The sequence below is a fragment of the Allobosea sp. GW822-FHT03F07 genome, assembly GCF_058801345.1.
This window is the reverse complement of sequence record NZ_JBXAND010000002.1, coordinates 312664-336404: the sequence shown is the minus strand read 5'-3', so window position 1 is coordinate 336404 and position 23741 is coordinate 312664. Positions and strand designations below refer to the sequence as shown.

At 67.1% G+C, this 23741-nt stretch carries 20 protein-coding genes; 13 read left to right on the top strand and 7 right to left on the bottom strand.

The window, feature by feature from the left end:
* Position 1 precedes the first annotated feature (1 nt).
* From AC1RMY_RS10150 to AC1RMY_RS10090, 13 genes are all read left to right on the top strand, one after another.
* Positions 2–859, top strand: a complete 858-nt coding sequence (locus AC1RMY_RS10150) for an ABC transporter ATP-binding protein (RefSeq protein WP_492864451.1) — start codon at positions 2–4, stop codon at positions 857–859.
* On the top strand, positions 859–1635 hold the full coding sequence (locus AC1RMY_RS10145) for an ABC transporter permease (protein ID WP_492864004.1): 777 nt from the start codon (positions 859–861) through the stop codon (positions 1633–1635). Before AC1RMY_RS10150 ends, AC1RMY_RS10145 begins: the two co-directional genes overlap by 1 nt.
* 33 nt (positions 1636–1668) lie before the next feature.
* The gene (locus AC1RMY_RS10140; RefSeq protein ID WP_492864002.1) at positions 1669–2694 is read left to right on the top strand and encodes an ABC transporter substrate-binding protein; all 1026 of its coding nucleotides are present in this window, start codon (positions 1669–1671) and stop codon (positions 2692–2694) included.
* A gap of 130 nt (positions 2695–2824) precedes the next feature.
* Positions 2825–3715, top strand: a complete 891-nt coding sequence (locus AC1RMY_RS10135; protein ID WP_492864000.1) for an ImuA family protein — start codon at positions 2825–2827, stop codon at positions 3713–3715.
* A gap of 10 nt (positions 3716–3725) precedes the next feature.
* Positions 3726–5165 (top strand): Y-family DNA polymerase, encoded by a 1440-nt coding sequence (locus AC1RMY_RS10130; protein WP_492863998.1) that lies wholly within the window; start codon positions 3726–3728, stop codon positions 5163–5165.
* Positions 5162–8737: an error-prone DNA polymerase gene (locus tag AC1RMY_RS10125; RefSeq protein ID WP_492863996.1), complete on the top strand. Its 3576-nt coding sequence runs from the start codon at positions 5162–5164 to the stop codon at positions 8735–8737. Before AC1RMY_RS10130 ends, AC1RMY_RS10125 begins: the two co-directional genes overlap by 4 nt.
* A 178-nt stretch (positions 8738–8915) precedes the next feature.
* Positions 8916–10601, top strand: coding sequence for an ABC transporter substrate-binding protein (locus AC1RMY_RS10120; RefSeq protein WP_492864449.1), 1686 nt, complete (start codon positions 8916–8918; stop codon positions 10599–10601).
* Between the two features lie 151 nt (positions 10602–10752).
* The gene (locus tag AC1RMY_RS10115) at positions 10753–12351 is read left to right on the top strand and encodes an ABC transporter substrate-binding protein (protein WP_492863995.1); all 1599 of its coding nucleotides are present in this window, start codon (positions 10753–10755) and stop codon (positions 12349–12351) included.
* A 178-nt stretch (positions 12352–12529) separates the two neighbouring features.
* Positions 12530–13483: an ABC transporter permease gene (locus AC1RMY_RS10110; RefSeq protein ID WP_492863993.1), complete on the top strand. Its 954-nt coding sequence runs from the start codon at positions 12530–12532 to the stop codon at positions 13481–13483.
* A 1-nt stretch (position 13484) separates the two neighbouring features.
* Complete coding sequence (locus AC1RMY_RS10105) at positions 13485–14378, top strand: ABC transporter permease (protein ID WP_492863991.1); 894 nt, start codon at positions 13485–13487, stop codon at positions 14376–14378.
* A 2-nt stretch (positions 14379–14380) separates the two neighbouring features.
* Entirely contained in the window at positions 14381–15427 is a 1047-nt protein-coding gene (locus AC1RMY_RS10100) for an ABC transporter ATP-binding protein (protein ID WP_492863989.1), read from the top strand.
* Complete coding sequence (locus tag AC1RMY_RS10095) at positions 15424–16422, top strand: ABC transporter ATP-binding protein (RefSeq protein ID WP_492863987.1); 999 nt, start codon at positions 15424–15426, stop codon at positions 16420–16422. Before AC1RMY_RS10100 ends, AC1RMY_RS10095 begins: the two co-directional genes overlap by 4 nt.
* Positions 16423–16518: 96 nt before the next feature.
* On the top strand, positions 16519–17304 hold the full coding sequence (locus AC1RMY_RS10090) for an SDR family oxidoreductase (protein ID WP_492863985.1): 786 nt from the start codon (positions 16519–16521) through the stop codon (positions 17302–17304).
* A gap of 64 nt (positions 17305–17368) precedes the next feature.
* Here the strand turns inward: AC1RMY_RS10090 and AC1RMY_RS10085 are convergent, their stop codons facing one another.
* From AC1RMY_RS10085 to AC1RMY_RS10055, 7 genes are all read right to left on the bottom strand, one after another.
* Entirely contained in the window at positions 17369–17995 is a 627-nt protein-coding gene (locus AC1RMY_RS10085; protein ID WP_492863983.1) for an EF-hand domain-containing protein, read from the bottom strand.
* 172 nt (positions 17996–18167) lie between these two features.
* Positions 18168–18572: a RidA family protein gene (locus AC1RMY_RS10080; RefSeq protein WP_492863981.1), complete on the bottom strand. Its 405-nt coding sequence runs from the start codon at positions 18570–18572 to the stop codon at positions 18168–18170.
* Between the two features lie 52 nt (positions 18573–18624).
* On the bottom strand, positions 18625–20256 hold the full coding sequence (locus AC1RMY_RS10075; RefSeq protein ID WP_492863979.1) for a benzoate-CoA ligase family protein: 1632 nt from the start codon (positions 20254–20256) through the stop codon (positions 18625–18627).
* Between the two features lie 19 nt (positions 20257–20275).
* Positions 20276–21475, bottom strand: a complete 1200-nt coding sequence (locus AC1RMY_RS10070; RefSeq protein WP_492863977.1) for an acyl-CoA dehydrogenase family protein — start codon at positions 21473–21475, stop codon at positions 20276–20278.
* A 1-nt stretch (position 21476) separates the two neighbouring features.
* Positions 21477–22313 carry an enoyl-CoA hydratase family protein gene (locus AC1RMY_RS10065; protein WP_492863975.1) on the bottom strand — a complete coding sequence of 279 codons (837 nt, stop codon included), beginning with the start codon at positions 22311–22313 and terminating at the stop codon, positions 21477–21479.
* The gene (locus tag AC1RMY_RS10060; RefSeq protein ID WP_492863973.1) at positions 22313–22879 is read right to left on the bottom strand and encodes a MarR family winged helix-turn-helix transcriptional regulator; all 567 of its coding nucleotides are present in this window, start codon (positions 22877–22879) and stop codon (positions 22313–22315) included. The genes AC1RMY_RS10065 and AC1RMY_RS10060 overlap by 1 nt, the downstream gene beginning before the upstream one ends.
* Positions 22880–22883: 4 nt before the next feature.
* Entirely contained in the window at positions 22884–23639 is a 756-nt protein-coding gene (locus AC1RMY_RS10055) for an SDR family NAD(P)-dependent oxidoreductase (RefSeq protein WP_492863972.1), read from the bottom strand.
* Positions 23640–23741 lie beyond the last annotated feature (102 nt).

Here is a 23741-nt window from a genome sequence, read left to right as displayed (position 1 = left end):
CATGCTCTATCCATCGACCTCCCAAGATGCGGGGGCAAGTGCGCCTGCCGCCTCGGCGATCGAGCTGTCGCAGGCCTGCGTCACCTTCGGCCGCGGAGCAAGTTCGGTGCCGGCATTGGCGCAGACCACGCTGCGGATCGGTGACGGCGAGTTCGTCGCGCTGGTCGGCCCGTCCGGCTGCGGCAAGTCGACGATCCTGCGTCTCGTCAGCGGTCTGGTGCAGCCGACCGCCGGCGTGGTCGTCGTGGGCGGGCGCGAGGTCGCTGCGCGGACCCTGCGCGTCGGCATGGCCTTCCAGAACCCGACCATGCTGCCCTGGCTGACCATCGAGCGGAACATCATGCTGCCGCTCAAGATCGTGCAGCCTTTCCGTTCCTTCTACGCCAAGGAGAAGAACGGCGCCTTCCGCGACAAGGCCCATGCGCTGCTGGCCCAGGTCGGCCTCAAGGGCTTCGCCGGTAAATACCCCTGGCAGCTCTCGGGCGGCATGCTCCAGCGCGCCAATCTCTGTCGCGCGCTGATCCACGAGCCGCGCCTGCTCCTGCTCGACGAGCCCTTCGGTGCACTCGATCAGTTCACCCGCGAGGAACTCTGGGCGATCATGCAGGAACTCTGGCTGGCGCATCGCCCGACGGTGCTGCTGGTGACGCATGACCTGCGCGAGGCCGGCTATCTCGCGAGCCGCATCTGCGTGATGAGCGCGCGACCCGGTCGCATCATCGATGACAGTGCCGTGACCTTCGCCCGCCCGCGCAGCATTGCCATGACCTTCGAGCCGGACTTCGTCGCTCTGAACCAGCGCCTGCGCGAACTCATCGTCGATGCCCGCTCCGTGCCGGCCGCCGGGGAGGGCGCCTGATGAAGAATCGCGCGCTGCGGCAAAAGCTCTGGTCGGCCGGGCTGATCCTGCTGTTCTTCGTCGGCTGGGAGCTCTTCTGCCTCGTTTCGGGCATGTCGGACCTGATCCTGCCGCGCCCGAGCCAGGTCTTCGCCACGCTCTGGCATCGCATGCCGATCCTCTGGCCGCATATCCTGCAGACCCTGGCGACGACGATGACCGGCTTTGTGCTCGGCGTCGCGCTCGGTGTGCTGCTGGGGGCTGTCATCGGCGTCTCGCGAACGGCCTATGACACGGTCTACCCGCTGCTGATCGGCTTCTCCTCGATCCCCAAGGTCGCGGTCGTTCCGATCTTCGTGCTCTGGTTCGGCTCCGGCACGGTGCCGGCGGTGCTGACCTCGCTCTCGATCTGCTTCTTCCCGATCGTCGTGAACATCGCGACCGGCCTCGCCACCACCGAGCCGGAGATGGAGGACGTGTTGAAGGCGCTCGGCGCCTCCAAGCTCGACATCCTCTGGAATGTCGGCCTGCCGCGCACGATGCCCTTCTTCTTCGCCTCGCTGAAGGTCGCGATCACCTATGCCTTCGTCGGCACGGTGCTGGCCGAGACCGTCGCCTCCAATCGCGGCATCGGCAATGTGATGATGTCGGCCTCCTCCAACTTCAACGTGCCGCTGGTCTTCGCCGGACTCTTCATCCTCGCCGGTCTTGGCGTCGCGCTCTACGTCGCCTTCTCGCTGATCGAGATGCGCGTCACCGGCTGGGCCACCCGCAAGAACGACCTCATCGCCGCCTGAACCTGACGCACAATCTCAACAGAGGGGACCAAGATGCTGAAAAGACTCGCAGCCACGCTCATCGCCGGCCTGACCTTCACCGGCCTCGCCCAGGCGCAGGAGACCATGGTCAAGTTCACCCTCGGCTGGAAGACGCAAGGCTCGGACGCAGCCTTCTTCGTCGCCCGCGACAAGGGCTACTACAAGGCCGAGGGGCTGAACGTCGTGATCGACCAGGGCGAGGGCTCTGGCGCGACCGTGACCCGCATCATGGGCGGCGCCTATGATGCCGGCTTCGGCGACGTCAACGCCATCATCCAGAACGCCTCCGCCAAGCCGGGCGAGAATCCGGTGATGGTCTACATGATCTGGAACCGTCCGCCCTTCGCGATCTCCAGCAAGAAGGCGACCGGCATCGCCAAGCCCAAGGATCTCGAGGGCAAGACGCTGGGCGGAGCCCAGGGCACCCCGACGACCCGCCTGCTCGAGGTCTTCGCCCGCAAGAACGGGCTCGACATGAGCAAGATCAAGCTTTCCAACATGGCGCCGAACCTGCAGGAGCCGCTGCTGATCAAGGGCGACATCGACGGCGCGCTGGTCTTCAACATCACCAGCTATTTCAACCTGCTGCTCAATCGCCAGGACCCGGACAAGGACTTCAACTGGCTGACCTTCGGCGATTACGGGCTCGATCTCTATTCCAATGGGCTGATGGTCTCGCAGAAGATGATCAAGGAGAACCCCAAGGCCGTCGCCGGCCTGGTCCGCGCCACCAACAAGGCGCTGATCGAAATCGCCAAGGACCAGGCGCTCGGCATGAAGGGCGTGATGAACTTCGACAACCTCGTCAACGAGGCGGTCGAGAAGAAGCGTCTGCAATACTCCTTCAGCGAACTCATCGTCTCGCCGGAGATGAAGGAGATCGGCGTCGGCGACACCAAGGACGCCCGCATGGCCAACGCCATCGACATCATCGCCGAGGGCTACCAACTCGCGCGCAAGCCCAAGCCCGAGGAGATCTTCTCCCGCGCCTTCCTGCCGCCCAAGGCCGAGCGTGAGCTGGTCTATACGGCGAATTGATCGCGTATTTCACCGTTGATTGCTCTGAGCCCGGCCCGCAAGGAGCCGGGCTTTTTATCTTCCGGAAGAGGCGACTCGCCTTCCGCCAAGGCTCGTTCTATAAAAGAACAAACAAAGAACATGAGCCTCCATGCGGACCCGACCGGACCCTTATGCCCTGACCGATCTGCGCCGTCATCTCGCGGAGGCGTCGCTGCGCGCCGTGCCGGCGGCCCGAGATTCTGTCGAAAGCGGGCAGGTGAGCTTCGGCGCGCCCGCTCTCGACGGGGCGCTGGGCGGCGGCATCGCGCGGGCGGCGCTGCATGAGGTCTATGCGCCCGCCACGGCCGATCTCGTGGCGGCGACGGGCTTCGCGGTCGGGCTGGCGATCCGGGCGGCGGGAATGCGCCCGATCCTCTGGGTCCGGCAGGATGTCGTCGATGCCGAGACCGGCCGCTTGCATCCGCCCGGCCTGACCGAGCTCGGGCTCGATCCGGGGCGCGTCCTGCTGGTGCGGGCGCACGATGCGGAGGGCGTGCTGCGTGCCGGCTCGGAAGCGGCCCGCTGTTCGGCACTCGGGGCTGTGCTGATCGAGCCCTGGGGCGAGCCGCGCCGCCTCGACCTGACCGCGAGCCGGCGGCTTTTGCTCGCGGCGGAGGGTTCGGGCGCGACGACGCTGCTGCTGCGTGCCGCCGTGGCGCCGCAGCCCAGCGCCGCCCGGACGCGCTGGCTGGTAACCGCGCAGCCCTCGCGGGCTCTGGAAGCGAATGCGCCGGGCGATCCGGCTTTCAGCCTGAGGCTGCTGCGCCATCGCGGCGGCTTGGATGAGCACGAATGGCATGTGGAGTGGAGCCGTGATCGACAATCCTTCCAGGACAGCAGGTTCCGTGGTCGCCAGGCCGCTGTCGCTCTTCGCGACGAAACCGATCGAAATGGTGCCGGCTCCGATGCCGCGCCGCTATCTCGCAATGTGGTTTCCTTTCCTGCCGACAGACCGGCTGCGCCGGGAGGGCCGGATCCCGGCATCCGTCGCACAGGCTGAGGCGCCTGTCGTGGTCTTCGCCACGATGCGCAACGCGCTTCGGCTGGTCGATTGCGACCAGCGTGCGGCGGCGTTCGGCCTGACGCGCGACCTGACCCTGGCCGATGCCCGAGCCCGGATACCGTCCCTGCTGGCGATCGAGGCCGAGCCCGAGGCCGACGTGGCTCTGCTCGGCCGGCTCGCTGCCTTCTGCGACCGCTTCACGCCGCTGGTCGCGCTCGATCCGCCCTATGGGTTGATGCTCGACATCACCGGCTGCGCCCATCTCTTCGGCGGCGAGGAGGCGCTGCAGACGGTGATCGGTCGCAGGATGAAGGCAGGGGGGCTCGATCTCCGCGTCGCCATCGCGGGAACGCCGGAAGCTGCGCATGCGCTGTCGCGCTTCGGAGGTGGGGGCATCGTGCCGGTGGGGGAGGACGAAGCGAGGCTGCGCCCGCTGCCGGTCGCTGCACTTGAATTGACGGCCGAGACCGTCATCGCCCTGTCGCGGGCCGGGCTGAAGACGCTGGCCGATCTCGCGGATCGCCCTTCCGCCACCCTGTCCGCCCGTTTCGGCGAGGAACTGGTGACGAAGCTGCGGCGCACGCTGGGGCGCGAGGATGCGCGCTTCACGCCGCTGCGCCCGCCGCCCGCCTGCGTCGTCGAGCGTCATTTTGCCGAACCCATGCTCGACAGCGAGGGGCTGGAAGCCGTGGTCGCAAGGCTGATCGCGGAAGCCGCGCGCGTGCTCGAACTGCGCGGCGAGGGCGGCCGTGCCTTCGAGATCAGCTTCTTTCGCAGCGACGGCGCGGTCCGGCGGCTCATGGTCGAGACCGGGCGGCCCTCGCGTGATGCCGCCGCCATCCTGCGGCTCTGGCGCGAGCGCGTCGATACTCTGGTGGATCCGCTCGATCCGGGCTTCGGCTTCGATGCGGTCAGGCTCGCCGTGCCGGTCTGCGAGCCGCTGGGCGAAACCCAGGCCAGCCTCGACCGCCGCGCGGTGGAAGACGAGGCAGTGGCAGATCTCGTTGACCGGCTGGTCGCGCGCTTCGGCCGCGACCGCGTGCTGCGTTTCGCGGCGCAGGATACCCATCACCCGGTGCGCGCGGCGAAAGCCATGTCGGCAGCGCTGCCGGCATCGACCGCCGCCTGGCCGGTGCCGCAGCCGCATGAACCGCCGACGCGGCCGCTCCAGCTCTTCGAGCCGCCCCAGCCCGTGGAGGCGATCGCCGAGGTGCCGGACGGCCCGCCGATCCGCTTCCGCTGGCGTCGTCTCACCCATGACGTCGCCCGTGCCGAAGGGCCGGAACGGATCGCCCCCGAATGGTGGCGCGACGGCTCCTGCGAGCCGATGCGCGACTATTACCGCGTCGAGGACGCACAAGGACGCCGCTTCTGGCTCTTCCGCATCGGCTTCCACGAACCGGAGCAGGTGCCCCCGCGCTGGTTCCTGCACGGGCTCTTCGCATGAATCAAAATGCTAGCCCCTTCGCCGAAGCCGTTGCCGCGACGAATTTTTCCTTCCTGCGGGGAGCTTCGCCCGGCCCCAATCTGGTGCTGACGGCGCTGCTGCTCGGCCATGCTGGCATCGGCATCGCCGACCGCAACACGGTTGCCGGCGTGGTCAGGGCCTGGAGCGCGCTCAGGCATATCCGCGAGACCGGTCTGCCATCGCCAGAGAAGATCCGCGAGGGCGGCAGCCCCGGCGAATACATCTGGATCGAAAATCCGGCTTTCTCCGATCTGCCCTTCACCCAAGACCAGCTTCGGGAGATGGTCAAAGGCTTCAAGCTTGCGACCGGTGCCCGCCTCGTCTTCGCCGACGGCACGCCCGACATTGTCGTCTATCCGGCGAACCGGCAGGGCTGGGGGCGGCTCTGCCGCCTGCTCAGCCATGGCAATCTGAAGGACGGTGTGAAGAAGGGTGAATGCTGCCTCGTCCTCGACGATCTCCTCGCCGATGCGCGCGACCTGCTGCTGATCCTGATGTCCGGCCGCGATCTCGACGGCCTGCCGGCGCTACTGGCCCGGCTCGACGACGCCGCGCCCGGTGCGATCTGGCTCGGAGCCAGCATGCATCGGCGCGGCGACGACCGCCGCCGCCTCGCGCGGCTGAAGGCGATCGCGGTCGCGACCCGCACGCCGCTGCTGGCGACCAACGACGTGCTCTACGACGCGCCCGAGCAGCGCGACCTGCAGGACGTGCTGACCTGCATCCGCGAGGGCGTCTCGATCGAGCGGGCGGGGCGTCTGCTCGAGGTCAATGCCGAGCGCCATCTCAAGACGCCGCAGGAGATGGCGAGGCTGTTCCGCGATGCGCCCGAGGCCATAGCGGAAACGCAGCACCTCTTCTCGCGTATCGAGTTCGATCTGGAGCAGCTCGAATACGAATATCCGGACGAGCCCGTCCCGCCCGGCTGGAATGATCAGGCCTGGCTGGAAGAACTGGTGCGCCGTTGCGGCGAAGTGCGTTATCCGGATGGCGTGCCTGCGAAGGTGCGAGATCTGCTGAAGAAGGAACTCGACCTGATCGCGCGGCTGAAATACGCCCGCTACTTCCTCACAATCCGCCAGATCGTCGAGTTCGCGCAGAAGGAAGGCATTCTCTGCCAGGGCCGGGGATCCGCCGCGAATTCGGCCGTCTGCTACGTCCTCGGCATCACGGCGGTCGATCCGGCCGAGAGCGACGTGCTGTTCGAACGCTTCATCTCGACCGAGCGCAGGGAGCCGCCCGACATCGACGTCGATTTCGAGCATGAGCGGCGCGAGGAGGTGATCCAGTGGATCTACGAGAGATACGGCCGTCACCGTGCCGGCATCGCCGCAACCGTGATCCGCTACCGGCCTCGCAGCGCCATCCGCGATGTCGGCAAGGCGCTGGGGTTGACCGAGGACGTCACCGCCCGCATCGCGGATACGCAATGGGGCAGCTGGGGCACCGATATCGGTGACGCGCGGGTGCGCCAGGCCGGGCTGGATCCGACCAATCCGACGGTGCGCCGCGCCGTCGATTTTGCCATCCGCCTGCTCGGCTTCCCGCGCCATCTCTCCCAGCATGTCGGCGGCTTCATTCTGGCGCGGGGGCGCCTCGACGAGTTGGTCCCGATCGGCAATGCCGCGATGGCGGAGCGCACCTTCATCGAATGGGACAAGGACGACATCGACGAACTCAAGCTGATGAAGGTCGACGTGCTGGCATTGGGCATGCTGACCTGTATCCGCAAAGCCTTCGAACTGGTGAAGGCATATGGCGGCCCCGAACTGACCCTCGACATCAAGGACGGTGACGGCGAGACCTACGACATGCTCTGCGAGGGCAAGTCGCTTGGCGTCTTCCAGGTCGAGAGCCGGGCGCAGATGAACATGTTGCCTCGTCTGAGGCCGCGGAAGCTCTATGACCTCGTCATCCAGGTCGCGATCGTCAGGCCCGGCCCGATCCAGGGCAACATGGTCCACCCTTATCTAAAGCGGCGGGCCGGGCTGGAGGAGGTGACCTATCCGGCCCCGTCGCCGGAGCATGGGGATAAGGACGAGCTCTATGAAGTCCTGAACAAGACCAAGGGCGTGCCGCTTTTCCAGGAGCAGGCGATGCGTCTCGCCATGGTCGCGGCGAAGTTCAACGACATCGAGGCCAACGGCCTGCGCAAGGCGATGGCGACCTTCCGTAACGACGGCACCATCCATCGTTTTCAGGACATGATGGTCGAGCGCATGGTCGCGCGCGGCTATGAGCGCGATTTCGCCCAGCGCTGCTTCGACCAGATCAAGGGTTTCGGCAGCTACGGCTTCCCCGAAAGCCACGCCGCCTCCTTCGCCAAGCTGGTCTATGTCTCCTCCTGGCTCAAGAAGCATCATCCCGCCGCCTTCGCCTGCGCGCTGCTGAACTCCCAGCCCATGGGTTTCTACGCCCCGGCCCAGATCGTGCGCGAGGCGCAGGAATATGGCGGCGTCGAGCCGCGCGCGATCGATGTGAATGCGAGCGGCTGGGACAACGGGCTGGAGCGGGTGGAGCTTCCTTGCGATGGCCGGGCCGAAGCAGGCGCGGGGAACCCTCTCCCGGAGGGAGAGGGCAGGGTGAGGGGTAGGCTCTTGGACGATGAGGCGGAGGCTCACCGCTGGGCCGCCGCAACGGCGGTTGCAACGGATCGAACGGCCGACACCTCACCCCTGCCCTTACAGGAGAGGGGTTCCCCGCGCCCTGGCATCGGACCGAGGGAGGTCCACCCCTTCGCGCTCCGGCTCGGCTTCTGCCAGATCGACGGCTTCCGGGAGGAATGGGGTAAGCGCATCGAAGCCGCCCGCGCCGGCGGCTATCGCGACGTCGAGGACCTGATGCGCCGCGCGAGCCTTCCTGGCCGTGCCATGCGCCTGCTGGCCGATGCCGATGCCTTCCGCTCACTCGGGCTCGACCGCCGCGAGGCGCTCTGGGCCGTACGCCGGCTGCCGGATGACGACGCGCTGCCGCTCTTCGCCGCGGCGCAGGCCCGCGAACTGGGCCCGGAGCCTTCGATGCCGCTGCCCGTCATGCCGCTGCCGCAGCAGATCGTCGCCGATTACCAGACGGTGCGGCTTTCGCTGAAGGGGCATCCGATGGGTATCCTGCGGCCGATCTTCAGGCGCGACGGCGTTCTGAGCTGCGCCGAGCTCGACGGCCGGCCCGACGGCAGCTGGGCGCGCACGGCTGGCGTCGTGCTGGTGCGCCAGCGCCCGGGCAACGGCAAGGCGATCTTCATCACGCTCGAGGACGAGACCGGCATCGCCAATATCCTGCTTTGGGCCAGGCTGTTCGAGCGCTTCCGACGCGAGGTCATGAGCGGGCGCCTGCTGCAGGTCGAGGGCAGGGTGCAGAAGAGCCCGGAGGGCGTGGTGCATCTGATGGGACAGCGCGTCGTCGATCGGAGTGCCGAACTGGGCAGCCTCTCCGATACCCATCGAGCGGAGATCGCGATGACGCGAGCGGACGAGATCCGCAACCCGCCGCCGCCTCGCGGCCGTCATCCGCGCGATGTCCGCATCCTGCCGAAATCGCGCGACTTCCATTGATCTGTCTTTCGAATAGTCAAGTTGCCTATTGCATAGGCAGAAAATGGCGTAGCCCATACCTGTCGCTCCAGCGCGGCGATCTCATGGGCAGAACGCGGCGCGCCTCTATCCCAAAGTGCTAGTCCTACGACCTTCGTCTGGCATGCCGGTTGCTAATCTCCCGCTCGCCGCCGCTCGCATGGGCCGACGGCCAATCACAGGGGAGACAAACGTGTCCGTATCCAGCTTCACCCGCTCCGTCCTCATCGGCCTGGGCTTCACCACGGCGCTCGTCACTGGCGCATTCGCCCAGGAGAAGGTCCTGCGCATCGGTATGACGGCGGCGGACATTCCGCGCACCCACGGCCAGCCGGACCAGGGCTTCGAGGGCAACCGCTTCACCGGCATCCCGATGTATGACGCGCTGACGCATTGGGATCTCTCCTCGGCCGAGAAGGCGAGCGTCGTCATCCCCGGTCTCGCCACGGAATGGGCGGTCGACGCCGCCGACAAGACCAAATGGACCTTCAAGCTGCGTCCGGGCGTCAAGTTCCAGGACGGTTCGGCCTTCGACGCCGCCGCCGTGGTCTGGAACGTCGACAAGGTCCTGAACAAGGAAGCCGCGCATTTCGCGCCGGACCAGATCGGCGTCACCGTCTCGCGCATGCCGACGCTGAAGAGCGCCAAGGTCATCGACCCGCTCACCGTCGAACTGACGACCAGCGAGCCCGACGCCTTCCTTCCAATCAACCTGACCAACCTTTTCATCGTCTCGCCGACGCATTGGGCCGCCAAGCTTGCCGCCGTTCCGGCCTCCGTCACCGACCCGGCCGAGCGCGCCAAGCAGGCCTGGGCCGCCTTCTCGGCCGATCCCTCCGGCACCGGTCCGTTCAAGGGCGTGAAACTCTCGCCGCGCGAGCGCTTCGAGATGGTCGCCAACAAGGCCTATTGGGACCCCAAGCGCGTGCCCAAGGTCGACCGCGTCGTGCTGCTGCCGCTGCCCGAGGCCAATGCCCGCACCGCAGCCCTGCTTTCGGGCCAGGTCGACTGGATCGAGTCGCCTTCGCCGGACGCTGTCCCGCAGATCAAGCAGCGCGGCTTCACGGTCTATACGAATGCCCAGCCGCATGTCTGGCCCTGGCAGCTTTCCTTCGTCGAGGGCTCGCCCTGGACCGACATCAAGGTCCGCCACGCCGCCAATCTCTGCGTCAACCGCGAGGAGCTGAAGACGCTGCTCGGCGGTCTCATGGAAATCCCCAAGGGCACCGTGCCGCCCGGCCACCCCTGGTGGGGCAATCCGAAGTTCGACATCAAATATGATCTCGCCGCCGCCAAGAAGCTGATGACGGATGCCGGCTATTCGGCTTCCAAGCCGGCCAAGGTGAAGGTGCTGACCTCGGCCTCGGGCTCGGGCCAGATGCAGCCCCTGCCGATGAACGAGTTCATGCAGCAGGCGCTGAAGGAGTGCTTCTTCGACGTCGCGCTCGAGGTCGGCGAATGGAACGCCGTCTTCACCAACTGGCGCGAGGGCGCCAAGCACGCCAACGCCCGCGGCGCCAACGCCACCAACGTCACCTATGCGGCGATGGACCCGTTCTTCGCCATGGTGCGCTTCACCTCGACCAAGACCTTCCCGCCAGTATCGAACAACTGGGGCTATTTCGGCAATGACGAGTTCGACAAGCTCATCGCCGACGCCCGCACCAGCTTCGACGGCACGGCCCGCGACGCCGCGCTCGCCAAGCTGCATGCTCGCATCGTCGAGGAGGCGCCCTTCGTCTGGGTCGCCCATGACGTCGGCCCGCGCGCGATGAGTGCCAAGGTCAAGGGCGTGGTCCAGCCGAAGAGCTGGTTCATCGACCTCGCTCCGATGTCGATGGAGTGACGACGCCTGAGGCGTCGTCATCCTCGGGCGGCCTTCGGCCGACCCGGGGATTTCCTGCAAGAGATGCTCGGGTCGAGCCCGAGCATGACGAATACGGCTGGCACAGCCCTTGCGAAGCCAGCTTCGAACTTTTCCATTTCGGAGTAGCCCGATGATCCGCACCGCCCTTGCTCTGACGCTTGCCGCCGGCGTTTCCCTTTTTGCAGCTTCGGCGCAGGCCCAGGGCACGCTGCGGATCGGCATGACGGCCTCCGACATCCCGCTGACCACCGGCCAGACCGACCAGGGCGGCGAGGGCATGCGCTTCATGGGCTATACGGTCTATGACGCGCTGATCAATTGGGACCTCAGCAAGGCCGACAAGGCGTCCGACCTGACGCCTGGCCTCGCGACAAGCTGGTCCGTCGACGCTGCCGACAAGAACAAATGGACCTTCGTGCTGCGCGAGGGCGTGAAGTTCCACGACGGCTCGGAATTCATCGCCGAGGCGGTCGTCTGGAACCTCGACAAGCTGCTGAAGAACGACGCGCCGCAATTCGATCAGCGCCAGGCGGCGCAGGGCCGCTCGCGCATCCCGGCGGTTGCCTCCTACAAGGTCGTCGACAAGTACAAGGTCGAGATCACCACCAAGGCGCCCGACGCGACGCTGCCCTATCAGATTGCCTGGGTGATGATGTCGTCGCCGGCGCAGTGGGAGAAGGTCGGCAAGAGCTGGGAAGCCTTCGCCAAGACGCCGTCCGGCACCGGACCCTGGCAGCTCACCGCCTTCCAGCCGCGCGAGCGCGCCGAACTCTCGCCCTTTTTTGGCTATTGGGACAAGGCCCGCGTGCCGAAGCTCGACAAGATGGTCCTGCTGCCGCTGCCGGAGGCCAATGCCCGCGCCGCGGCGCTCAGGGCAGGGCAGGTCGACTGGATCGAGGCGCCGTCGCCGGACCTGATCCCCTCGCTGAAGACGGCTGGCTTCCAGATCATCACCAACGCCTATCCGCATAACTGGACCTGGCATCTCTCGCGCGCCGAGGGCTCGCCCTGGAACGACATCCGTGTCCGCAAGGCCGCCAACCTCGCCGTCGATCGGCAGGGCCTCAAGGAACTGCTCGGCGGCCTGATGATCCCGGCCGAGGGGTTCTACCCGCCCGGCCACCAGTGGTTCGGCAATCCGAAGTTCAAGCTCAAGCTCGACCAGGCCGAGGCTAAGAAACTGCTCGCCGAAGCCGGCTATTCGCCCGCCAAGCCGGTCACGACCAAGATCCTGATCGCGCCTTCCGGCTCGGGCCAGATGCAGCCGCTGCCGATGAACGAGTTCGTCCAGCAGAACCTCGCCGAGGTCGGCATCAAGATCGACTTCGAGGTCGTCGAGTGGAACACGCTGATCAACATCTGGCGTGCCGGCGCCAATCATGAATCGTCGCGCAAGGCGACGGGCATGAACTACACCTACTTCATCCAGGACCCCTTCACCGGCTTCGTCCGCCACCTCCAGTGCAACCTCGTGCCGCCGGCCGGCACCAACTGGGGCATGTATTGCGATCCCGAGATGGATAAGCTCTTCGATCAGATTCGCACGACCTTCGACGCTGCCGAGCAGACCAAGGTCCTGCAGAAGGTCCATGAGAAATATGTCGACGAGGCGCTCTTCCTGATGGTGACGCACGACGTCAACCCGCGCGCCATGAGCCCGAAGGTGAAGGGCTTCGTCCAGGCCCAGAACTGGTTCCAGGACTTCTCGCCGATCACGATGGCCAAGTGAGGCGCTTCTTGGCTCGGCACTATCACAGGAAGAACGCTGGTCATCCCGGACAAGCGGCGAAGCCGCGCCGATCCGGGATCCATGCCGGAACCTCTCCGTCCGGCGCTCCGGAATGGATCCCGGGTCTTCGCTGCGCTTCGCCCGGGGTGACGGCGCGTTTGCAGGAGCAGGGCACACCATGCTGAGCTACCTCGCCAAGCGCATCCTCTATGTCCTGCCGGTCGCCTTCGGCGTCAGCCTGTTCTGCTTCCTGCTCGTCCATATTGCCCCGGGCGATCCGCTGACCTCGGTGCTTCCGCCGGACGCATCGCAGGCGATGCAGGACGAACTGCGCAAGATCTACGGCTTCGACCGGCCGCTGCCGGTGCAGTTCGGGCTGTGGCTGATGAAGGCGATGCAGGGCGATCTCGGCACCTCGATCGCCACGGGTCGTCCCGTCGCAGCCGAGGTCTGGCGCGCGGTCGGCAACACGCTGCTGATCGCCGGGCTGGCGACCGTGATCGGATTCCTGTTCGGCTGCTTCTTCGGCTTCGTCGCGGGCTATTTCCGCGGCTCCTTCCTCGACAAGTTCGCCTCGATGCTGGCCGTGCTCGGCGTCTCCGTGCCGCATTACTGGCTCGGCATGGTGATGGTGATCGTGTTCTCAGTTCAGCTCGGCTGGCTGCCGCCGGGCGGGGCGGGTCCGGGCGGCTCGGCCGCCTGGAAATGGGACTGGGAGCATGTCAGCTACATGATCCTGCCGGCGATCACGATGTCGGTGATCCCGATGGGCATCATCGCCCGCACCGTGCGCGCGCTCGTCGCCGACATCCTGAACCAGGAGTTCGTGCCGGCGCTGAGGGCCAAGGGGCTGATGGATTTCGGCGTGTTCAGGCATGTCGTGAAGAACGCCGCACCGACCGCACTCGCCGTTATGGGCCTCCAGCTCGGCTATCTGCTGGGGGGATCGATCCTGATCGAGACGGTGTTCTCCTGGCCCGGCACCGGCTTCCTGCTCGGCAACGCGATCTTCCAGCGCGACCTACCGCTGCTCCAGGGCACGATCCTCGTGCTGGCGATGTTCTTCGTCGGGCTGAACGTGCTCGTCGACATCCTGCAGGGCCTGCTCGATCCCCGCGTGAGGAGGCGCTGAGATGACCGCGATCACCGAAGGCGCCGCCCCCGCCATTGTGCCGCCGCTGGCGAAGTCGCCCGGTTACTGGGCCGGCGTCTGGCGCCGCTTCAAGACCGACAAGGTCGCCGTCGGCGCCGGCCTCGTCGTCCTGGCGATCATCCTGATGGCGGTCTTCGCCGACTACATCGCCCCGGCCGACCCGACCCGCTCCTCGATGCTGCGGCGCCTGCGGCCCATCGGCACGCCGGGCTATCCGCTCGGCGCCGACGAACTCGGCCGCGACATGCTCTCGCGCCTGATCTTCGGCGCGCGCCTTTCGCTCTTCATGGGCGTGGTGCCTGTCTTCATCGCCTTCGTCATCGGCTCGGTGATCGGCGTCGCCGCCGGCTTCTTCGGCGGCAGGTTCAACACCGTCGTGATGCGCACTGTCGACGTGTTCTACGCCTTCCCCTCGGTGCTGCTGGCGATCGCGCTGTCCGGCGCGATGGGGGCCGGCATCGCCAACTCCCTGCTCTCGCTGACCATCGTCTTCATCCCGCCGATCGCGCGCATCGCCGAGAGCGTGACGACGCAGGTGCGCGGCATGGACTATGTCGAGGCCGCACGCGCCTCCGGCGCCAACGCTCTGACGATCATCCGCGTCCATGTGCTCGGCAATGTGCTGGGGCCGATCTTCGTCTATGCGACGAGCCTGATCTCGGTCTCGATGATCCTCGCTTCGGGCCTCTCCTTCCTGGGCCTCGGCACCAAGCCGCCGACGCCGGAATGGGGCCTGATGCTGAACACACTGCGCACCGCGATCTATGTGCAGCCCTGGGTCGCGGCCCTGCCGGGCGCGGCGATCTTCATCACCTCGATCTCGTTCAACCTGCTTTCCGACGGCTTGCGCTCGGCGATGGATGTGAAGGGCTGACCATGGCGCAGGACCCCCAGCACCAATCCCATCCCGATCGCGGCGGTCCGGGCACGCCGCTGTTGCAGGCCCGGACCCTGACCAGGCATTTCCCGCTCGGCGGCGGCGCCGTCGTGCGCGCCGTGGACGGCGTCGATTTCGAGGTGATGAAGGGCGAGACGCTCGGCGTCGTCGGCGAGTCCGGCTGCGGCAAGTCGACGACAGCGCGCGTCGTCATGCAGCTCATCCCGCAGGACAAGGGCGAGCTGCTCTTCGACGGCGAGGCCGTCGGCGGCGCGGCGCTCAGCCTGAAGGAGTATCGCCGCCAGGCGCAGATGGTCTTCCAGGATTCATACGCCTCGCTCAACCCGCGCCTGACCATCGAGGATTCGGTCGCCTTCGGCCCGACCGTGCACGGCGTCTCGAAGGCCGCCGCCATCCTGAAGGCGCGCGACCTGCTCCAGCGCGTCGGCCTCGACCCGGCGCGCTTCGCCGCGCGCTATCCGCACGAGCTTTCCGGCGGTCAGCGTCAGCGCGTCAACATCGCCCGCGCGCTCGCGCTCGGCCCGCGCCTCGTCATCCTCGACGAGGCGGTCTCCGCCCTCGACAAGTCGGTCGAGGCGCAGGTTCTGAACCTGCTCGCCGATCTGCGCGAGGAGTTCGGCCTGACCTACATCTTCATTTCGCATGATCTCAACGTCGTCCGCTTCATCAGCGACCGCGTCATGGTGATGTATCTCGGCGAGGTGGTGGAGATCGGCCCGGTCGACGAGCTCTATGACGATCCGCGCCACCCCTACACCAAGGCGCTGCTCTCGGCGATGCCGTCGATGGACCCCGACAACCGGACGATGGAAGCCCCGCTCGCGGGCGATCCGCCGAACCCGATCAACCCGCCCGAGGGCTGCCGCTTCCATCCGCGCTGCCCGCATGCGCAGACCGTCTGCTCCAAGGTCAAGCCGGCGCTGGTCGCGACCGGCACGGAGGAGGGCGGGCGGCGCGTCGCTTGCCACATGGAGATCGCCGGCTCCGGCCACAGCCGCGCGCCGAGCCTGGAGGCCGCCGCATGAGCCAGCCTCTCGTCGCCCAACCTCTCGTGGCCATCGAAAATCTGACCGTGCGCTTTCGCGGCGCCCAGACGGTCCATGCCGTCAACGGCGTCTCGCTGACGCTGGAGCCCGGCAAGGTGCTCGGCATCCTCGGTGAGTCCGGCTCCGGCAAGAGCGTCAGTTTGAAGACGCTGCTGCGCCTGCTCCCCGAGAGTCGCACCGATATCGGCGGCAGCGTCCGCGTCGACGGTCGCGACGTGCTTGCGCTCAATCCGCAGGAGCTCTCGGCCTATCGCGGCGCCGTCACCTCGATGATCTTCCAGGACCCGGCGCTGGCGCTCGATCCGGTCTACACCGTCGGCGAGCAGATCGCCGAGGCGATCATCCGCCACGAGAAGCTCTCGAAGAAGGAGGCGATGGCGCGGGCGCTCGAACTGCTCGAGCTCGTCCGCATCCCCTCGCCGGCGCGGCGGCTCAAGGCCTATCCGCACGAGATGTCGGGCGGCATGCGCCAGCGCGCCATGATCGCGCTCGCGCTCGCCGCCCGTCCCAAGCTACTTCTGGCAGACGAACCGACCACGGCGCTCGATGCCACCGTGCAGATCCAGATCCTGCTGCTGCTGCGCCAGCTCCAGCGCGATCTCGGCATGGGCATGCTCTTCGTCACCCACGACATCGGTGTCGCTGTCGAGGTTTCGGACAGGCTGGCGGTGATGTATGCCGGCCAGATCGTCGAGACCGGCACCGTGCGAGAGCTGCTGCGCGATCCCCGCCACCCCTACACCAAGGGCCTGCTCGCCGCGAACCTGCACGGCGCGAAGAAGGGCGAGCGCCTGGAGGCCATTCCCGGCGCGCCGCCGGCACTGAACGAGCCACCATCCTCCTGTTCCTTCGCGCCGCGCTGCAAATTCGTCCAGGAGCGCTGCAGAGTGGCCCTGCCGCCGGCGGTGCAGCTCGGCGAGGGCAGGGTGGTGCGTTGCATCCTGGCGGAAGAGGCGCTCACGGCGGCCGCCTGAGATCGTTGACAGCCATTCCCTCCGTCGGGACGAGCCGCTATCAGCAGCGGCACGATGCGCTGCGACCCTGCTGCGCCAACTCGACGGAGCGTACCCATGGATCTCGGCCTTCACGACAAGCGCGCGCTGGTGCTCGGCGCGAGCCGCGGTCTCGGCGCGGCGATCGCCCGCTCGCTGGCCGCGGAGGGCGCTTCCGTCATTGCCGCCGCCCGCAACGTCGCGGCGACTGATGCCTGGGTCAGCCAGTGCCCCGAGGAGGTCCGCGGCCGCATCTTCGCGGCGAGCCTCGACCTCTCCGATCTGGCCTCCGTGAATTCTCTCGTCGGCGTGCTCAAGGATGCCGGCGGCGTCGACATCCTGATCGGCAATTCGGGGGGGCCGCCGCCGGCCGAGGCGCGCGAAGCCGGCCGTGACGACTGGCTGAAGCATTTCGAGGCGATGGCCGCGAACCTCTTCCATCTGGCGCAGGGCCTGCTGCCGGGCATGTGCGAGCGTGGCTTCGGCCGCATCGTTACCATCGCCTCCTCGGGCGTCGAGCAGCCGATTCCGCGTCTGGCCCTGTCGAACGGCATCCGCTCGGCCGTGGTCGGCTGGTCGAAGACGCTTGCCGCCGAGGTCGCGGGCCAGGGCGTGACCGTCAATGTCGTGCTGCCGGGCCGCATCCACACCGAGCGCGTCGATCAGCTCGACAAGGCCACCGCCGATCGCACGGGCACGACTCCGGAGCAGGCTGCGGCCGCTTCTCGGGGAACGATTCCCGCCGGCCGCTATGGGACGCCGCAGGAATTCGCCGATGTGGTGACCTTCCTCGCCAGCGAGCGGGCGAGCTACGTGACAGGCGCCAAGATCCGGATCGACGGCGGCGCGACGCGCGGCATTTGATTGAGATTCATCGGAAAAGCGCCGGCCAGCCTTCTGCTGACCGGCGTTAGCCAGGCGGATAGAGTCAGGCCGCCTGCGAGTAAGCCGTGCCGGACGCGTTCGCGGCGCCGAGCTGGTAGGTCGAGCCATAGGCTTGCGACGCGCCCATGGATGGCGGGGGACCGGGCGGCGGGCCGCGCTTTTCGAGGGCCTGCTGGAACGAGCTCTGCTCCTCCTTCGCGACCGAGCCGTCGGAATCGGAATCGATCGCCTCGAACAGCTTGCTCAGCAGGTCGTTAGAGGACTCCGTTCCGGAGGAGAGCGCCGAGAGGAACTCGTCCTTGGCGATGCTACCGTCGGAGTTGGCGTCGAGCTGAGCGAAGATGTCTTCGGACTCGCTGTCCTCCGTGCTGCTCGCCTGGCTTGTGCCTTCGGTCTGCAGCCCGAACAGGAAAGACTGCAATTGCTGCTGGGCCTTCTCAGCCTCGGCTTTGAAGGTGTCCTGTTCCTCCTTGGTGACCGAGCCGTCGCTATTGGAATCGATCGCCTTGAACAGCTCTTCGCTCTTGGCGCTGTCGGCGCCCTTGGGCGCGCCGGCCTTGAACTCGTCGAGGCTGAGCGCGCCGCTGGTGTCGCTGTCGAGCGAATCGAAGCTTGGGGGTTTCTGTGGAGGCGGGCGAAACCCGCCGCTAACACCGCTGATGCTGGACATGAGTGATCTCCATCGCGTTACCGCCGGATGGCGGCACCGTAGAGTTTCGATGGTGATTCGATGCCTGCAGCCTAAGGCGGTCGCGTTGCCGCCAAAATCTTGGTTACGCGACGTTTCGAATTTCTCGATTGGAAACAGCTGGAAACACAATCGTCGCGTAGGGGCGGCTTCGTCAGGCGATGACCGCCGTCGCCTCGATCTCGACCATGGCTTCGGGCTCGACCAGCGAGACCACCTGCACCACGGCCATTGCCGGGAAATGGCGGCCGAACGCCTCGCGGTAGACCGGCCCCAGCTCCTTGAGGCAGGTCCGGTAGGCCTCGATGTCGGTGACGTACCAGGTCAGCCGCACGATGTCCTCGATGCGCCCGCCGCCGGCCTCGACCACCACCTTGATGTTGAGAAGTGTCTGCCTGATCTGCGGCAGAAAGCCCTTGGCGAAGACGCCCTGCTCGTCCCAGCCGACGAGCCCGCCGGTCACCAGCACGCGGCCCTGCGCGACCATGCCGTTGGCATAGCCGCGCGGCACCGGCCAGCCCTCGGGAAGGATGGCGCGGGACAGGGTATCACTCGACATGGGCGTCGCCTCGGTTTCGGCCGTTCCGGCTCGTCGGATTGGGTGAGAAGGTTCAGGCCTCGCCGCGCGCCATCTGGCGCAGGGTGAACCGCTGCAACTTGCCGCTCGCAGTCTTCGGCAGGGCCGTGACGAAGTCGATGGCGCGGGGATATTTATAGGGCGCGATACCGGCCTTCACATGGTCCTGCAAGGCCTTGAGCATCGTCGCGTCGCCCGAAACGCCTTCGCGCAGCACGACATAGGCCTTCACGATGTTGCCGCGCTCGGGGCAAGGGGCAGCTACGACGCCGCATTCCAGCACATCGGGATGGGAGAGCAGGCAGGCCTCCACCTCGGGACCGGCGATATTGTAGCCGGACGAAATGATCATGTCGTCCGAGCGCGCCTGATACCAGAAATAGCCATCACTATCGCGGACATAGGTGTCGCCGGTGACGTTCCAGCCGTTCTGGACATATTTGGTCTGACGCTCATCCGACAGATAGCGGCAGCCGATCGGCCCGCGCACGGCAAGCCGCCCGGGGATGCCGTCGGCGACATCAGCCCCCTCCTCGTCGACGATCTTCGCCTCGTAGCCGGGCACCGGGATGCCGGTGGAGCCGGCCCGGATCGCCTCCCGTGGCGCTGCGATGAAGATGTGCAGCATCTCGGTGGCGCCGATGCCGTCCATCAGCGGCAGACCCGTCTTCGCCAGCCAGGCGTCGAAGACGGGCTTCGGCAGGGTCTCACCGGCCGAGACGCAGATCCTGAGCGATGAGATGTCGCGCCCGTCCAGCTTGTCGAGCATGGCGCGATAGGCGGTCGGTGCGGTGAAGATCACGCTCGCCTTGTGCCGCTCGATCGCATCGATCAGGTCAAAGGGGCCGGTCTTGTCGGGCAGGACGGCCGCCGCGCCGATCCTGAACGGGAAGAGAACCATGCCCCCTAACCCGAAGGTGAAGGCGAGCGGCGCTGAGCCGACGAAGCGATCCTCGGGCGCGCCCTTCAGGACCTTGGCGCCATAGGCGTCGCAGATCACCAGCAGGTCGCGCTGGAAATGCATCGTGCCCTTGGGCTCACCGGTCGTGCCCGAGGTGAAGCCGATCAGGCAGACATCGTCGCTCGATGTGTCGATCGCTTCGAAGCGCTCATAGCTTGGTTGCGCCATCAGTCTTTCGAGCTCGCAGGAATCCTCGCCGAAGGCGACAATGCGCGAGAGCTCGGGCACCTGCGCCTGCGCCGTCTCCAGTTCCCCGAGCAGGCGGTGATCGCACAGCGCCAGAGCGATCTTCGCCTTGCGGATCGGATAGGCGAGCTCGCCCGCGCGCAGCATCGGCATGGTCGCGACCACGACGCCACCGGCCTTGATCACCGCCAGATAGGCCGCGACCATCATCGGCGTGTTGGCCGCGCGTAGCAGCACGCGGTTGCCGGGGACCATGCCGAGGTCGCGCGTCAGCACATTGGCGATGCGGTCGATCCGCTCGGCGAGCTCCGCGTAGCTCCAGCGCAGATGGTCGCCGATGATTGCGGTGGCGTCGCCGCGCCCCTGCGCGACATGGTCGTCGACCAGCGCGGTGACGGCGTTCAGCCGTTCTGGATAGATCAGGCCGGCCTTTTCGAGGTCGATCCGTGGCCACTGCGCCGCTGGCGGAAGGTTGTCGCGCGCGAAGCTGTCTATATGGCCGGAGCGCAGGAACTGCATTGCCGTAACCCCTCGTTCTTTAGTTCTTGGCCTTGAGCAGGTCGCGCGCGATCACGACCTTCTGGACTTCGCTGGCGCCCTCATAGATGCGGAGCGCCCTGATCTCCCGGTACAGTTCCTCCACCTTGACGCCCTTGGTGACGCCGAGCCCGCCATGGATCTGGACGGCCCGATCGATCACGCGCTGGGCGTTCTCTGTCGCGATGAGCTTGGCGAGCGCGGCCTCGCGCGTGACGCGCGCCGCGCCGCGATCCTTGGTCCAGGCGGCCCGGTAGACCAGCAGGGCCGCCGCATCGACTTCCGCTGCGCTGTCGGCGATGGCGGCCTGGCTGAGTTGGAGATCGCCGAGCGTCCCGCCGAACAGCTTTCGCCCATTCGCATGCGAGATCGTCTCGTGCAGTGCCCGCCGGGCGAAGCCGAGCGCCGCCGCGCCGACCGTCGAGCGGAAGATGTCGAGCGTCGCCATCGCCACCTTGAAGCCGTCGCCGGGACCGCCGATCCGGTTCTCCGCCGGCACACGGCAGCCTTCGAAACGCAAAGTCGCGAGCGGGTGCGGGGCGATCACGTCGATCCGCTCGGTGATGCTCAGGCCGGGCGTCTCGGCATCGACCAGGAAGGCCGAGAGCCCACGCGCGCCCGGCGCTTCGCCTGTCCGCGCGAAGACGACGTAATGATCGGCGATGCCGCCATTCGAGATCCAGCTCTTCTCGCCATCGATGCGAAAATGCCCGTTGCCGTCCGGCGTCGCCGTCGTCGCCATGGCGGCGACATCGGAGCCGGCCTCCTTTTCCGAGAGCGCGAAGGCTGCGATCCGGATGCCCTCGCCGACGCTCGGCAGGATTCTGGCCTTCATCGCCTCCGAGCCCGCGACGGTGATCGCCCCGGTGCCGAGGCCCTGCATCGCGAAGGCGAAATCGGCGAGCCCGTCGCGGGCAGCCAGGATTTCGCGGCTGAGGCAGAGCGTGCGGACATCCAGCGCCGGGCTCAAGCCGCCATAGGCTTCGGGCACGGCGGCGCGCAGGAAGCCACCTTCGCCCAGCGCCTTGACGCGCGCGCGGCAGGAGGCGTCGACGTCCGTATGCGGCAGGCCGGGCAGGGTGGCGTCGGCCCAGGCCGACAGCGCCTCGGCGAAGTGGCGGTGTCGGTCCTCGAAGAACGGCCAGTCCAGCGTATCGCCGAGGATCGCCGTTCCGAGTTCGTCGCTGCCCCGCGCGCCCATCTCAGTTGCCCTCGAACACCGGCTTCTGCTTGGCGGCGAAGGCGTGGTAGGCGCGGGCGAAATCCTCGGTCTGCATGCACAAAGCCTGCGCCACGGCCTCCGCCTCGATCGCGCTCTCAACCGACATCGCCCATTCCATCTCGAGCATGCGCTTGGTCATGGCGTTGGCGAAGGTCGGTCCATCGGCCAGCTCGACGGCCAGCGCCTGCGCCTCGGCCAGCACCGCGTCCTTGCCGACGAGGCGATTGAGAAAGCCCCAGCGCTCGGCCTCCTCGCCGCGCAGCACGCGGCCGGTATAGAGCAGCTCGGCCGCGCGGCCCTGGCCGATGATGCGCGGCAGCATCGCGCAGGCGCCCATGTCGCAGCCGGCGAGGCCGACCCGGTTGAACAGGAAGGCGATCTTGGTCTCAGCCGTCCCGAGCCGCATGTCGGAGGCCATCGCCACGATCGCGCCTGCACCGGCACAGATGCCGTCGATCGCCGCGATCACCGGCTGCGGGCAGGCCCGCATCGCCTTGACCAATTCGCCCGTCATCCGCGTGAACTTGAGCAGGTCCTTGGTCTCCATCGCGACCAATGGCCCGATGATCTCGAAGACATCGCCGCCGGAGGAGAAATTGCCGCCGGCGCCCGTCACCACGATCGCCTTGACCTCCTCCTCTTTCTGCGCGGCGAGAAAGAAATCCGTGAGTTCGCGGTAGCTTGCGAAGGTCAGCGGATTCTTTTTCTCAGGCCGGTTCAGCGTCACGGTCGCGACCTTGCCGGTGACCGAAAGCTCGAAATGAGCCGGCTTAAACTCCGCCAGAGGCAGGATCGTGGCGTTGGCGAGGTTCGTCATCAGGCGTCTCCCCTGCCGGTCTCGATCTTGCCGGCTTCGCTCTTGCTCGCCTCGTTCGCGCGAGCGGCGATCGCGCGGTGCAGCGAAGTCTTGGTCTGCCCGAGCAGGCGGAACAGTTGTGCGATCTCCGGCTGGTCGAGCCCGGCGAAGAGCTCCGCGATCCAGCCCTCATGCCGCTCGGCCATCGCCTTGAAGGCCTTGCGGCCCTGCGCGGTAAGCGTCAGCACCTGCACGCGCCGATCCTGCGTCGCCGCTCGCTTGTCGACGAGCCCGTCCGCCAGCAGCCCGGCGACGACCGCCGTGACGTTGCCATTCGAGACCATCAGCCGCTGAGAGACCTCGCCGACGGTCATGCCGGTGCTCGACTTGTCGAGCTGCGCCATCAGATCGAAGCGCGGCAGCGTGGTCTTGAACTCCTCGCGCAGCCGGTTGCGGATCTCCGTCTCGATCAGGGTCGAGCAGGTCAGCATGCGCAGCCAGAGACGCAGTTCGTCCTTGTGATCGCCGGGGCGTTCGCTGGCTTTGGTCTCGCGGTCGAGCATCAGGCCGGGGACGGTCGTTTCCATGTCTCTAGAACTCCCCGCCATTGATCAGCAGCGACTGGCCCGTCACTGAGCCGCTGCCCGGCCCGCACAGATAGAGCACCGCGGCTGCAACCTCGTCCGGCGCGATCAGTCGGCCCTGAGGATTGGCCTTGACCATCTCGGCCAGCGCCTGCTCGCGCGTCGCGCCGGTCTTGGCCATGATGGTCTCGATCCCGCCGGCGACCATGTCGGTGTCGGCATAGCCAGGGCAGACCGCATTGACGGTGACGCCCGAACGCGCCGTTTCCAGCGCCAGCGACTTCACCAGCCCGACAACGGCATGCTTGGCGGCGACATAGGCCGAGACGTAACCATAGCCGCGATGGGCAGCGGTCGAGGCGATGGCGATCAGCCGGCCGTCGCCGCGCTGGATCATGCCGGGCAGGGCGCCATGGAACAGGTTCACCGTGCCGATCAGGTTGATCTCGCTCAGCCGGCGGAAGCGCTCGGCGGGGCTGCGCAGGAACGGTCCGGTCTCGACCGCGCCGGCATTGGCCACGGCGATGTCGATCGGCTGCCCCTCGGCGAGCCTGGAGATGGCGCTGGCCATCGCCGCCTCATCGGCGACATTGCAGGCGGCAAAAGTATCGGCGTCGCCCGCTTCGCAGGCGGCAGCCAGGGCGGCCGCGTCACGACCCATGATGGAGACGCGCGCGCCCTGCTGTCTGAGCGCCGCGGCGACGGCGCGGCCGATCCCGCGCCCACCCCCGGTCACCACTGCGTGCCGCCCTGCCAGGAGCATCCGATCCACCTCCAGATGGGGACAATGTATTTTAGGTCTAAAGGAATTTGCAAGGGCTCAGACGAGCCGGGATCGTTTTCGCAGATGGCGCACCAATAGGCC